At 67.4% G+C, this 12,823-nt stretch carries 9 protein-coding genes; all 9 read right to left on the bottom strand.

Going from position 1 to position 12,823, the window contains the following annotated elements; genetic code table 11:
- Nucleotides 1–176 precede the first annotated feature (176 nt).
- From I5E68_RS08655 to I5E68_RS08615, 9 genes are read right to left on the bottom strand one after another with little or no spacing between them, the layout of a single operon-like run.
- Nucleotides 177–2,072 carry an XrtA/PEP-CTERM system amidotransferase gene (locus I5E68_RS08655; protein WP_197162954.1) on the bottom strand — a complete coding sequence of 632 codons (1,896 nt, stop codon included), beginning with the start codon at nucleotides 2,070–2,072 and terminating at the stop codon, nucleotides 177–179.
- A gap of 11 nt (nucleotides 2,073–2,083) precedes the next feature.
- The gene (gene xrtA, locus I5E68_RS08650) at nucleotides 2,084–3,661 is read right to left on the bottom strand and encodes an exosortase A (protein WP_197162951.1); all 1,578 of its coding nucleotides are present in this window, start codon (nucleotides 3,659–3,661) and stop codon (nucleotides 2,084–2,086) included.
- Nucleotides 3,651–4,886 carry a TIGR03087 family PEP-CTERM/XrtA system glycosyltransferase gene (locus I5E68_RS08645; RefSeq protein WP_197162949.1) on the bottom strand — a complete coding sequence of 412 codons (1,236 nt, stop codon included), beginning with the start codon at nucleotides 4,884–4,886 and terminating at the stop codon, nucleotides 3,651–3,653. Before I5E68_RS08645 ends, xrtA begins: the two co-directional genes overlap by 11 nt.
- Nucleotides 4,887–4,896: 10 nt before the next feature.
- Nucleotides 4,897–5,973 carry a FemAB family XrtA/PEP-CTERM system-associated protein gene (locus I5E68_RS08640; protein WP_197162946.1) on the bottom strand — a complete coding sequence of 359 codons (1,077 nt, stop codon included), beginning with the start codon at nucleotides 5,971–5,973 and terminating at the stop codon, nucleotides 4,897–4,899.
- Entirely contained in the window at nucleotides 5,970–6,866 is an 897-nt protein-coding gene (locus I5E68_RS08635) for an XrtA system polysaccharide deacetylase (protein ID WP_197162944.1), read from the bottom strand. Before I5E68_RS08635 ends, I5E68_RS08640 begins: the two co-directional genes overlap by 4 nt.
- A gap of 41 nt (nucleotides 6,867–6,907) precedes the next feature.
- On the bottom strand, nucleotides 6,908–8,368 hold the full coding sequence (locus I5E68_RS08630; protein WP_197162942.1) for an XrtA/PEP-CTERM system-associated ATPase: 1,461 nt from the start codon (nucleotides 8,366–8,368) through the stop codon (nucleotides 6,908–6,910).
- A 20-nt stretch (nucleotides 8,369–8,388) separates the two neighbouring features.
- Nucleotides 8,389–10,098, bottom strand: a complete 1,710-nt coding sequence (locus I5E68_RS08625; protein WP_197162940.1) for a preprotein translocase subunit YajC — start codon at nucleotides 10,096–10,098, stop codon at nucleotides 8,389–8,391.
- Entirely contained in the window at nucleotides 10,098–11,270 is a 1,173-nt protein-coding gene (locus tag I5E68_RS20125; protein ID WP_228726894.1) for a P-loop NTPase family protein, read from the bottom strand. The genes I5E68_RS08625 and I5E68_RS20125 overlap by 1 nt, the downstream gene beginning before the upstream one ends.
- Before the next feature lie 11 nt (nucleotides 11,271–11,281).
- Entirely contained in the window at nucleotides 11,282–12,802 is a 1,521-nt protein-coding gene (locus tag I5E68_RS08615; RefSeq protein ID WP_197162938.1) for an XrtA system polysaccharide chain length determinant, read from the bottom strand.
- Between the last annotated feature and the right edge of the window lie 21 nt (nucleotides 12,803–12,823).

The following is a 12,823-nucleotide window of genomic DNA, read 5'->3' as shown; positions in this document are numbered from 1 at the left end:
GCTGCGGGAAATGCCCGCTGCCATGTCCTCGACTCGTAGCCAGTTTCACTCATTTAGGTCCCGTGATGACGTTCGATGCGTCCGTGCTACCGGGAAGTTCCTAAGATAAGGTGTAGTTAACTCACGCCCCCGCAAAACTGCCCGGGATCACGACAAGCCGTGCATCAGCGCCGATCTCAAGCAATGCCGAGCGTGGTAAATGCGCGATCAAGCATCAGCGCCTGCCACAATATCCGGGAATTGTCGGAATGACCCGAGACATGCGAATCGACGAGTCCGGACAAGGCCTGTGTATCCAACCAGCCGGTCGCTGCAAGTGTCGATCCGCTCACCAGTGAACGCATATCATCTTCGAGGGGCCCGCGCAGCCACTGCGCGATCGGGGTCACGAAACCCTGCTTGGGGCGGTAGAGGATGTCATCGGGAAGGTAGCGGCGCATGGTGCGCTTCATCAGCCACTTGCCCTGCCCACCACGCAAGCGCATCGATTCGGGAAGGCTGGCTCCAAACTCGATCAGACGGTGATCGAGCAGCGGTTCGCGCGCCTCGAGACTGGCCGCCATGCTCGTGCGATCGACTTTGGTCAGGATGTCGCCCGGGAGCCAGAACTTGAGGTCGGCATATTGCGCCCGGTCGAGCCCCGAGCGGCCCGGTGCTTCGCGCATCAACGTCTCGAATGCCGCCTCGCCGCGGTAGTCGCCGCGCAAACGCTCGAAAACAGGTGTATACAGTCGGGCGCGCAGTTCGGGCGGTGCAAAGGAGACCGCGCGCGCATAGCCCGCAGCGCTGTCACCCGCGAGCGAGAGCAAGGTCGTCTTGGCGCGCAAGGGGCGCGGTGCCCAGTCAGCCTTGGGATAGTGACGCCCGAGCGTGCCGAACAGGTTTTCGCGCCAGGATGCGGGCAGAAGCCGCCGCACCCTGTCCTCGCCATGCTGGAAGATGTGGCGGCGATAGCCCGCGAAGGCCTCGTCCGCACCGTCTCCCGAGAGCGCGACCGTCACCGTTTCGCGCGCAAGTTGGCTAACACGCCAGGTCGGCAGCGCCGAGGCATCGGCGAAGGGTTCGTCGAACATCGCAGCGAGCCGGTCGATCTCTGCGAAATCCCCGGACGAAACCTGACGCGCTGCATGGTCGGTTGCGAAGCGCCGGGCGACCTGCGCGGCATAGGCGCTCTCGTCGAGCCCGGCCTCATCGAAGCCGATCGAGCAGGTGCGTACGGGCTGCGCGCTGCTCTCGGCCATGAGCGCGACGACGCTCGAGCTGTCGACCCCGCCCGAGAGAAAGGCGCCGAGCGGTACGTCGGCCACCATGCGCGAGCGAACCGCCTCGCGCATGAGGTGGAGCAGCTCGGCTTCAAGATCGGCGCGACTGCCTTTGCGGCGCTGCGCGAAGGAAACGTCCCACCACTGGCTGGGGCGCGGCAATGGCGCATCGTGGCGCAACAGCATCGAATGACCCGCGGGCAGCTTGCTGACACCCTTGAGGATCGAACGGCTGTCGGGGACATAGCCCCAGGTGAAGTAGTCCTCCACCGCGAGCGGATCGACCTCGCGGCGCAGCAGCGGGTGCGCGAGCAGTGCCTTGAGCTCGGAGCCGAAGGCGAGACTGCCATCGCTGAGCGGCGCCATGAACAGCGGCTTCACCCCGAGCCGGTCGCGCGCAAGAAACAGGGTGCGTGCCGCGAGGTCGTAGATCGCGAAGGCGAACATGCCGTCGAGCCGGGACAGGCAATCAGTGCCCCAGCGCTGCCATGCGGCAAGGATGACCTCACTGTCGCCATCGGTATGGAACTGCGCACCGCTCTGCTGCAGTTCGCGGCGCAGCTCGCGGTAATTGTAGATCTCGCCGTTGAACACCAGCATCGCGCGTCCGTCGCTCGATGCCATGGGCTGCGGCGAGCCGGCGATGTCGATGATCGAGAGGCGGCGATGGCCAAGGCCGACACCGGGCGCTGTCCAGACGCCGCCACCGTCGGGCCCGCGATGCAGCATCGCGTCGCACATTGCGGTGACGCGCGCCGGATCGACGGGCTTGGGCGTTCCCAGATGAAAGATACCGGCGATACCGCACATGGTGCCCGCCCCTAGCGCCCCGCCGCGCGGGCGTCCATCCAGCGCTCTAGCGGCCCGGTGGACTGGTGAAACGCATCGAGCGTGGCAATCGCGTCTTCGCCGGCTCCCTCGGGTGCCGAGAGGATCAGCATGGCCGTCGGCTGCGCCTTCAGGCGCATACGGCTGGCGATGACAGCCAGCTTGAGGCGCAGGTTACTACCGCTCAGGAGATCTCCATGGCGATACCAGGTCATCGCCACGCGTTCGGAACGATCGTTGGCAAGCAGACGCTCCCCGCGCCCCTTTTCGAAGGCGGGCAACGCCGAATGCCAGGACCATGCACTGTCGGGAACGAGTGCCCCCTGCCCGAAGCCCCCCGCCTCGTACCCCTCGCCTTGACGGGCGTAGAGCGCGAAGACGACGTCGACCTTGTGCCCCTGCCCATCGACGTAGCGCGCCTGCAGACGATGGTCGGCTCCTCCCGCGCGCGGTTGCCATGGCACTTGTGCAGCCGAGGCAACGCGGCTCCAGCCCGGCACCTGCGGGAGGGCGACATGTTCGGGCAGTGGCGCCTCGAGCGCATCGGCAAGCGCAAGCCAGAGCTGCAGGGCGGCAATGAGCGCAAACACCGCGCCAACGACCGCAGCCAGCCGGCCACGCGAGGAGGCGGCGCCGCGTTCCAGCGAGGCAAGCAAGCGCGAACTGTGCAACGCATCGAGCGAGATCATCGGCGCATCGACCGGCCGGTCGAAGAACTTCCAGGCCACCCCCAGCACCGCGAAGAGCACGAGCGCGAAGAAGACCCAGCCATAGACGATGTGGTCGAAGCCCGCTGCGACCGCCACACCGAAGAACTGGGCCGCATAGATCGTCGCCCAGGCACGAATGCCATTGGCCACGATCGGCACGACGAGGCAGGCCGCGAGCAGCGCTGCCCGGCGGCGCCAGGAGAGGAAGCAGACATTGGCCGCGAGCACGCCGAAGCCGATCATCGCGATCAGGAACTTCACCCCCGAACAGGCTTCGGCGACCTTGAACAGACCGGCCGGCGTATCGATGAAGACCCCGTCGATTTCGGCTGGAACGCCGCTCAGGTGCGTGAGCGCAATCGCGATCTTGGCGGTCACCATCTGCAGCGGCTTGACCAGTTCCTCGCCGAAAGGGATCAGGAACGCGAGGTAGAACAGCGGGAAGAGCACGCCTGCCGTCACGCGCGGACCGAGCAACAAGGGCACGAGCATCGCCAGCATGCCGACCACCCCGGCCTGTCGCAGCAGGTCGAAGCCCGACACGCCGCCAAGCAGCCAGACCAACCCCGCTGCGGCAAACAGGGGCAGGCCCGCCCACCATGCACGTGGCTCGATCCGGGCAAGCTCGTGCCGGCGGTTCCACAAGAGCCAGCACTCCACCGGGGGAATGAGGAGCATGTGGTTGTAGGTCGAGATGTCCCACCACTGGCGCGCCATCGCCGCCCAGTCCGATGCGAACACGATGAACAGCGCAAGCCATCCGGCAACCAGCGCCAGCAGGGGAAAGCGCCAATGGGCAGGAATACCGCCTACGCCGGATGCGCGCGGTTCTTCGTATGCGACGATACGCTCAGGCTGCATCGATGTGCTCTCGGCCCTGCGCGAGCCCGCAGAATTCGGGGAGCCGTGCGAGCGCTGCGGGCCAGCTTGCATTGGCGAGAATCCAGCCGCGCGCCGAAACTGCCATGGCGCGGGCAGCCTCACGATCGCGGGCAAGGGAAATGAGCGCCTGCACGAGATCAGCATCACTCTCCGCAATGGCGAAATCACGGCCGTCACGCGCCGCAATTCCCGTCGCAGCGCCAGGCGAGAGCACGACCGGCAAGCCCATGGCCATGGCCTCGAGCACCTTGTTCTGCACGCCGCGCGCGATCTCGAGCGGAACCAGCGCCAGATCGGCTCCGGCAAGGAAGGGGCGAATATCGGGGACCCGGCCCCAGACCTTCACCCCGCCGCTACCGTCGAACGCGCGCAGGCTCTCGGGCGGATTGCGCCCCACGACATGGAAGCTGGCATCGGGGAATATCTCGCGAACGCGCGGCATGATCGCCCGGATCGCGCGCTCGGCGGCAGCGATGTTGGGTGCATAGTCCATTTGCCCTGTAAAGATCACGCGCGGGCCGGGCATCGCGGCCATCGCCGGATTGGCAGCAACCAGTGCAGGGTCGAACAGGGCCGCATCGATGCCATTGCCCATCGCGTGAACATCGCGTGCCGAGACGCCGGACAACAAGCGCGAGCGCAGCAGTTCGCACTCTTCGTCGCTGATGAGCAAAGTTGTGTCCGAACGTTCGACGACCGCCTGCTCGACCCGCGACAGCATGCGCCCCTCGCGCCGTTCGATCCAGGCCCGAGGCCCCTTCCCGCTGGCACCATATGCCTCGAACTTGGCGGAATCGACGTCGACGAGATCGGCTACGACGTGCCCTGTGAAGGTCTTGGGCACATATTGCGCCATCTGCCCGGAAAACACGTAGATCGCGCTTATCGGCCGTTCGGTCAGAACCTTGGCAACGTAGCTGGCAAGAGCCCGGTCACGGAAGGCCGCAAGGCTGACCGGCTCGCGGCGTGCAAGCGCCTCGAGCCCGGCTATCGCGAGGGGCTTGCGCCGCTCGACGAGGCAGTGGCTCGCGGCAAGCGTAGCCAGCTCGGCTTCTTGCGCCATGTCTTCGGGCTCGTCGGCGAAAGTCGCGACATGGACCGGGGCCAGCCTAGCCAGCGCCTTGAGCACGTGGTGCGACCTTATCTTGTCGCCGCGATCGGGCGGGAACGGGATGCGGTGCGCCAGGAACAGGATCTCGCTCATCTGGCGCGCCTCAGCCGATGCCGCGCGCGATGAGCGGGCCGAGCCGATTGGCGATGGCGAGCGGCAGGCGCTGCCACAAGGTAATCTGCGCGGCGAGGCGCGGATTGGCAGGATTGACCTCGCGCACCGCGCTTCCCGGCGCCGACCATGCCGCGTAAGTCAGCGGCCTGGGCTCGAAACCCCAATTGCGCTTGTAGGCATAGGCTCCGCTGCCCGTCTTCGAGCGGCCGAAATCGAAATGCGTGCAGCCACGCCGCCGGGCATGGAGCATGACTCCGTAGTACATCCGCTCGTTCGCGCGCAGGCCGCGCGCCGCAAAGGTGCCGCCGCCCCAGTAGGGCATGACGGTTGCGCGGTGATAGAGACTGAGGACGGAGCTGACCGGCACGCCGCGATGATACACGCTCAATATCTCGGCGTCGTCCCCGAAGCCATCCATCACCGCGTCGAGCAGCGCTCGCGGGAATACCGGCGTACCAAGGTTGCGATAACTCTCGCAGAACACCGCGTAATGGGCCGCCCTCGCCCGTTCGTCGCGGCCGGTCTCGACGCTCAGTTCTCCTGCGAGCGACTTGCGCACCTCGGCGCGCTGCTTGCGCGGGATGGCGGTGAGTTCGGCCTCGTCGTCAGCGGCAAGCGCGCGCGAGAAGGTGGCATGGCTCTCGCTGGTGCGCGTCCAGCCCGAACCTACCTCGGGCAGGATGCCGCCACGCAGCTCGATTGCCGGGCACGACCGACGCACGGCCAGTTCCTCGAGCGCGGCGAAGATCGCGTCCGGCGCGCTTCCCGGCAGCGTCAGCAGCCCGCCATCCACTGCAAAACCGCTAGAGACCAGCACCCGCCCGAATATCGGCGAATGGATGGCATCGAGCGGCAGGAAGGCGAGTATCTCGCCATCGTGTTCCTCGACGAGGGCAAGCGGCTCGTTGCCGGTCGCGCGGGCGACAGAGACGAACCAGGCCGGTCTGTGGAACGGAGTGGCCGCCGGGTGCCGCGCGACGAACCCTTCGAGCCGCGCCAGCTCGCCCGGATCGGCAAGATCGAGCAGCCGGGTCCTCGTCACGGGGCGGGCGAAAGGGGCATTCATGCCGCCGCCCGGATCGCCCTTGCCGCCTCGCGCGCGGCCAGTTCGTCCATGCGTCCCCATGCAAAGTCGCGCAGCAGAACCCGCAGCTTCTCCGCCATGATCTCGAGATTGGTGTAGTGACGCATGCGCGAGCGCAGCGAGGCATCGTGGACGCGCGGCTGTTCGGGATCGATCTCCCAGGGGTGGAAGTAGAACACCGCAGGACGCCCGTCGCGCGTATTGACCTGGCGGATGGCCCAGCGCGAGAAGCTATAGGGCAGGACCCTGAAGAAACCGCCCCCGCCAGCGGCAAGGCGGCGTCCGGCGAACTGCGCGGTGGTCACGGGAATCTCCACGAAGTCGCTGCCATCGACCGGCTGGAACGCGAAGCGCGGGGCCTCCCGCCAGCCATAGTGATCGTGCGCGATGGGAGCCACGCTGGAACTATAGGCATAACCCTGTTCGGCCAGGATATCGAAGGCCCAGGGTGTGCGCGCGTCGATGGAGAAGCTGGGCGCGCGATAGCCGGTCACGGCGACCCCGGCGCTGTCCTCGATGGTCTTGCGGCTGCGCTGGAGATCGGCGGCAAAGGCTGCCGGCCCCATCCGGAAGACGCGTTCGTGGTCCCAGCCGTGACTGGCAATCTCATGCCCTTGCTGGGCGATCCGGCGCATCATGTCGGGCGCGCGCTGCGCCACCCAGCCGAGCGTGAAGAACGTGGCGCGCACGCGCGCGGCATCGAACATCTCGAGGATCGCATCGCAATTCGCCTCGACCCTGAGCGCGAGGGCATCCCAGTTCTCGCGCGCGATCACGGTCTCGAACGCGCCGACCTGGAACCAGTCCTCGACATCGACCGAGAGGCCGTTGACCGGCCCCTCGAGCGGTCCGTTGTAGACGTTTTCGCGCTGCATCGTGACGGCCTAGTCCCCCTGGCTGACGGCAGTCCGGACGGTCACGCCGCCGAACGCTGGTCCTCGGCGCCCTCGATCCATTCGATCAGCATGGTCAGGACATGGCGCAGGGTATGCTCCTGCTCGGCCATGCGCGATTCCATGTCGGCGTTGTGCGCGGCAAGCTGCTCCACCATCTCCTCGAGCGCGGCGATGCGCTGCACGGTGGCGGCATCGGCCTCCTCGCGCACATGGTCATCAGCGGCTGGCTGCGAGAGCGCGGCGACCTGCGCCTCGAGCGCTGCGATGCGCTCTTCTTCCGCCGCCCGGCGATGCTCTTGATCCCCGACCTGTTCCTCGCTTTCGGAACGGCTCTGCGACAAGGCCGCGAGCTGCGCCTCGAGCGCTGCGATACGCCCTTCGTCGAAGACGGGCTGGCCAGCGTCCTCCTCGAAGCGGGCATCCTGCGAGTTGGCGAGCTCGACGAAGGCCTGCTGCAGTTCGGCGATCTGGGCATCGCGCTCGGCGAGAGCCTGCTCGATCAGCGCTCCGGTGGCCTCGGCGTCGAGGCCAGAGGCGACAGGCGCGGCTACGGGGGGCGTTGCGGAAGCGACAGCGGCCTCGCCCTCACCGTGCGGTTCATCGGACCAGGCCGCGACGCTGGGCGCATCACCTGCGCTTGCCTCGGCCTCACCGGCGAGGACGAGCGTGCCGTCCTCGTGCAGTTCCTCGAGCACCTGCGCGAGCATCCCGCCATCGATGTGGCTACGCTGCTCGACGGCGCCGAGCAGCAGCAGGCGGTTGAGGATCTGGTTGATCCGGCGCGGAATGCCGCCGGTGGCGTCGAAGATTCCGGCAAAGACGCGCTGGTCGAAGCTGGGATTGCCCTGCCAGCCCGCGCACGTCATGCGGTGCTCGATATAGGCCTGCACTTCCTTGGCCTGCATCGCCGAGAGGTGGTGCGTGGCGATCACTCGCTGGCGCAGTTGCTCAAGCTGGTCGCTCTCGAGCAGCGTGCGGCGAAATTCGGGCTGACCGAGCAGCAGCGTCTGCAGCAACGGGTGCGAGCCGAGCTGGAAGTTGGAAAGCATGCGCAGCTCTTCGAGCGCGGTGATCGAGAGGTTCTGCGCCTCGTCGACGATCAGCAGCGTGCGGCGGCCCGCGCGCGCTTCCTCGTGCAGATAGGCCTCGATCGCGCCAAGCGCGGTGGCCTTGTCGTGCCCCTCGACCGCAATGCCGAAGGAATGGGCGACGACATGGACGATCTCCTCGCCGTCGAGCGCGCTGGTGACGACATTGGCCGCGGTCATGCGGCCCGGATCGATCGTCGCCATGAGATAGGCGACCAGCGTCGACTTGCCCGAGCCGACCTCGCCGGTGATGACCACGAAGCCCTCGCCCTGCGCGAGCCCGTAACCGAGATAGGACAGCGCCTTGCGATGCGTCAGGCTCTCGAAATAGAAGGCCGGATCAGGGGTGAGCTGGAAGGGCCTTGCCTCGAGCCCGTAGAAATCGTCGAACATCGTGAAATCCTTCCTCGAGTTCAGAAACTGTAGCGCAGGCCCGCGAGCGCGGATGCCGTCCAGATGTCGTCGATCGACGCATCCTTGTATTCGGCTCCGTCGAGCGAGATCGCGATTGTGCCGCGCAGGCGCGACGTGAGAAGCTGGTAGTATGCGGCCGAGACGCCGTATCCCGCAATATCGCCGAGCAGGGTGTCGCTGGACGATATCCAGTTGGCATAGCCATTCGTCGACCACCCGGCACGCGGGCCGAGCTGGCCACTGAGATAGGCCGAAAGCCAGTAGTTTTCGTCTACCACGCCGTCGTAGGCGGCAAGGATCGAGCCTTCCGCCCCGAAGAAGCGGCGCCGGTCGTAACCGATGCCAAGCCCCGCATCGAGGCGGCCCATCTGCATCGAATAGGTTAGCGCGCCGCCACGTGCACGGAAGGCCGCCGAACGCACCGAGCCGAGCACGCCCGAGAGGCAGTTACTGCCCTGGAGCGAGGACACGCAGCCGCGCAAATCCCCGGTCACCGGATCGCGCACCGCCTCGAAGTCGGTCGGCAGGTTGCCGAGCGCACGGTTGACCTGCCCGCCAAAGCCCGAAAGCGTATCGTAGACGACGAGGCTGAGCTGCTTGCGATCGTCGGGCGCGTAGGCGAGCGTGCCACCGAAGGTGAACGAGCCGTAGCGCCGCCCGACGTGGGCCGAGAGCGAGGTGCGCCGGCTCGGCCGCCACATCACGGCGACATCCCAGAGCACGCCCGAGATGTCGTAGGCCATGAGGCGCGGCGAGCTCTTGTCGGTCACGAAGCGACCGTCATCGTCGATCAACGGGTTACCCTCGCCATCGAAGAGCACTTCGCGGCTCGATATCTCGACGTCTTCGTAGCCGATCGCGGCAACGACCTGGGTCGTGCGGTTGACCGGCACGGTGACCATCGCGCGCGCCTGCATGTCACGCACGCGCTGGTCGAGATTGGCGATGTCTTCCTGATAGAAGCTCCCGGCAACCCCGAGCCCGACCGGGGCGACGACGCCCGGCTTGACGCCGACCTGCGCATCGGCGGCCTGGCTCACGCTCTCGTCGAATACGTCGATATCTGTGCCCGCGACATAGGGCGTGCCGTTGTCGATGCCGGTATAGCCGATGCGATAGCGCGCCGCGATGTCGAGGTCGCCCGCGCGCGTCTGCACCGAGGGACCGGCATAGAGCGAATAGACCGTGCTGTCGGCGCCGGTGGTGATCGGCCCGCGGCCCTCGAAGGCGCCGCGCGTGGCGAGCGCGCCTGCCTCGAGCGTGACACCCGGGGTGACCTCGGCATAGCCGCGCGCGATGCCGCTGATGATGTCACCATCGCCCGCATCGCCCCAGCCGATCTGGCGTGCATAGCGCAGCGAGGCCGAGGCCCCTGTGCGCCGTCCGGCAATCGCGGCATCGAGACCGACTGCGGCCTGTGTATAGGTCAGCACTTCGGAGCCCGGCGAGAGCTCGGCCGTGACGATCTGGTTCAGCTCGATGTAGGGCGTGATCTCGAGCTTGCGCGCGCGCTTGGTCTCGATCCGCTCGACCCCGTCGCCCGATTGCCCGCCGGCAGCATCGCCCTGCCCGGATGCACCTTGCCCCGGCGCGCCCTGGCCATAGCCGGAGCCGCCCGGCTGGCCGCCGAGCCCCTGCGCCATGGCGCCGCCTGCGGGCAGCAGGGCCGCCGCGACGAGCGCGCTGGTGAGGGAGAGGTAGTGGCGCATCAGCCCTTGTATCCGTAATACGAGCCGAAGCGGCGACCGCTCGGGCTGAACTGGGCACCGTTGAGCAGGAGCTGCAGGTTCGGGCAGCCGCCAAGCAGCGAGAGCGCATCGTCGAGCGCGCCCTTGCCGGTCTGGTCGGCGCGCACCACCACCACCGTCTGGCCCACGTGCTTGGCGAGCTCGGCAGCGGGCGACGCGGCGAGGACCGGCGGCGAATCGAAGATCACCATGCGGTTGGGCGCGCCTTGCGTCAGGCGATAGAGCACGCGCGCGGTGCGCGAGCTCGAGAGAAATTCGCTGTCGGTATTGGTATCCTCGCCCGCTGGCAGGACCCAGAGACCGGGAACGTCCGTCCCGACGACGAGGTCGGCGACATCGACGTTCTCGTTCATCAGCGCGTCCATCAGGCCCGGACCGCCCGGAATGCCGAGCTTGGTCAGGATCGAGGGCTTGGCGAAGTCGGCATCGACGAGCAGGACCTCGCTTTCCTTCTCCGCCGCGATCGAGAGCGCGAGATTGAGCGCGCAGTAAGTCTTGCCCTCGCCCGGGTGCGGCGAGGCGATCAGGATGCGCTGGCCCATCGCCCCCGCGCGCTGGCGACGCAGGTCCGCCGCCTGCAGCAGCAGCTGGCGCTTGACGATGCGAAATTCCTCGAGGAGCGTCGTGACCATGCCCTCGGGCACGATCAGGCCCTGTTCGCGCAGGCGTTCACGGTCGATCGCATGGCGCTGCCACGAGAACTGGACCGGCTCTTCCTCGGGGTCGGAGAACGCGGCGAGCGGCGTCGATGTCGCAGCAGGAGCCGGGGTCGGTGCTGGCGGAACCTCGCCCTGGCTCACGCTGGCAGGCAGGCTTTGCGCAGCGGCATCGACCGAAAACCGGGGCCGCAGGTCCTGCGGCGGCGCACCGGCCGCGGTATCCTTCTCGCCATCGCCGAGCACGATCGACTTGCGGCGCGGCTCGGCATTGGCCCGTGCGACGGCATCGGGCGCAAGGCGGTCGGGAAGCGCGATATGGCGGCCGAAGTTGAAATGACGCGAGGCTCGCTCGAGCAGCGAGTTGCTGTCCTCCTGCGCCTGCGTCGCCACGTCCTTCGCGGCAGCGCCTTCGGCGCCGGTCTCATCGCCGGACTGCGGCGCGTCGCGCTCGTGATCGGGGGACTGGTCAGTCATGTCCGGCTTCCTCATGCGACCATGCCGCGCTGGATGAATTCGACAAGTAGCAGAACCACGAAGAGCCCGCCCAGTGCCGCCGACCCGGCAAAGAACAGCTTGAGCTTGCGGGTACGCTCGGCGCGCGCGGCATCGGTGAGGTTGCGCGAGATCGCGCCCAGCACCGGCAGTCCGGTCGAACGCTCGAGCCCGGCGGTGGTGGCGAAGACCGAGCGCACCTTGCCGAGCGCGAAGGCTCCCGCACAGCCGCCACCGATACCGACGATGAGCACGCCCAGCAAAAGCAGCGGACGATTGGGCGCGACCGGCGCGCGCGGGGTCGTCGGCGGATCAACCACCTCGAACTTGACGGCCTCGCGCTCGGTCTTGACCTCGCCGCGAATGCGCAGTTCCTCGCGGTCGCGCAGGAGCTTGTCGTATTGCTGGCGCAGGACGTCGTAGTCGCGCGCGATGCGCTGTGCCTCGCTCGCCAGTTCGGGGTTCTCGATCGCCTGCGCGGTGAGATTGGCAACGTCGGATTCGAGCGAGACCTTGCGCGAGGTGAGCGCCTGGACATTGGCCTGGCGTTCGGCACGGATAGAGAGCAGCGAGGTATAGGCCGGGTTCGGCGTACCGCCGCCATTGGCCGCCTCTGCCGCCGCCGGTCCCTTGAGCGCGGCGACCTGATTGCGCTGGGCGATCACGTCAGGATGGTTTTCCGTCAAACCGCGTGCACGCATCCCGGCAAGCTCGGACTGGGCGGCGTTGAGGGCCGCAGTGGCCGAGCCGGTGGTACCGCCGGGCAGCGAGCGCGGGGTGCTGGCGAGCTGCCCCTCGATCGCGGCAAGCGCGCTGCGCGCCGCGCCGAGGTCGCCGTCGACCCCGTGCAGTTCCGCACGCGCGGCATCGAGACGCTGGGCACTGCCCGCGCTTCCGCCCGCGAGTTCGGGATGCGCCGCCTCGAAGGCCGAGCGCTTGTTCTCCGCGGATTCCAGTTCGCGCTCGCGCTGCTTGAGCTGTTCGTTGAGGAACTGCATCGATTCGGCGACGTCGCCGCGGTTCCCCGAGAGGTTCTCTTCACGGAAGATGTCGATCATCTTCTGCGCGACGTTCTGCGCGAGCTGCGCATTCTCGGCGTCCGAGAAGGAGGACTGGTCGGCAACGGCCGTGATCTCGAAGAGGTTGTCCTGCTGGGCGACGACCGAGACGTTGCGTCCCAGCGCGAGGACCGCAGCCTCCATCTGCTTGGGCGATTCGATAGTGTCGCCAAGACGCGTCGAGCGCACGACCTTCTCGAGGTTCACCGCGCTGGTGAGCGTCTGGCGGATGCGCTCGATGTCGCGCTTCTTGTCGGCGACGCCGATGCCCACCTGTTCGGCGAGCGCGTCGTCGAGCTGGATGAAGATGCGCGCGCGCGATTCGTAGCTGTTGGGGATCAGCGCCACCGCGAGCCAGCCGAGCAGGCAGATGCCCCAGGCGCAGGCGAGCGCGATCCAGCGCCGGTGCCAGACGCTGTGGATCGCCGCCAGCAGCTCTTCGTAGAGGTTGTTCATCTGCGCCCCGCCAACCGCAAG

This window comes from Novosphingobium aureum (assembly GCF_015865035.1).
GTDB lineage: Bacteria > Pseudomonadota > Alphaproteobacteria > Sphingomonadales > Sphingomonadaceae > Novosphingobium > Novosphingobium aureum.
This window is presented reverse-complemented; position numbering and strand designations above follow the sequence as displayed.

What these genes read in the sequence shown, in the direction of transcription:
- I5E68_RS08655 (WP_197162954.1), bottom strand. Translation starts at nt 2,072, where the DNA reads ATGTGCGGTATCGCCGGTATCTTTCATCTGGGAACGCCCAAGCCCGTC.
- xrtA (WP_197162951.1), bottom strand. Translation starts at nt 3,661, where the DNA reads ATGCAGCCTGAGCGTATCGTCGCATACGAAGAACCGCGCGCATCCGGC.
- I5E68_RS08645 (WP_197162949.1), bottom strand. Translation starts at nt 4,886, where the DNA reads ATGAGCGAGATCCTGTTCCTGGCGCACCGCATCCCGTTCCCGCCCGAT.
- I5E68_RS08640 (WP_197162946.1), bottom strand. Translation starts at nt 5,973, where the DNA reads ATGAATGCCCCTTTCGCCCGCCCCGTGACGAGGACCCGGCTGCTCGAT.
- I5E68_RS08635 (WP_197162944.1), bottom strand. Translation starts at nt 6,866, where the DNA reads ATGCAGCGCGAAAACGTCTACAACGGACCGCTCGAGGGGCCGGTCAAC.
- I5E68_RS08630 (WP_197162942.1), bottom strand. Translation starts at nt 8,368, where the DNA reads ATGTTCGACGATTTCTACGGGCTCGAGGCAAGGCCCTTCCAGCTCACC.
- I5E68_RS08625 (WP_197162940.1), bottom strand. Translation starts at nt 10,098, where the DNA reads ATGCGCCACTACCTCTCCCTCACCAGCGCGCTCGTCGCGGCGGCCCTG.
- I5E68_RS20125 (WP_228726894.1), bottom strand. Translation starts at nt 11,270, where the DNA reads ATGACTGACCAGTCCCCCGATCACGAGCGCGACGCGCCGCAGTCCGGC.
- I5E68_RS08615 (WP_197162938.1), bottom strand. Translation starts at nt 12,802, where the DNA reads ATGAACAACCTCTACGAAGAGCTGCTGGCGGCGATCCACAGCGTCTGG.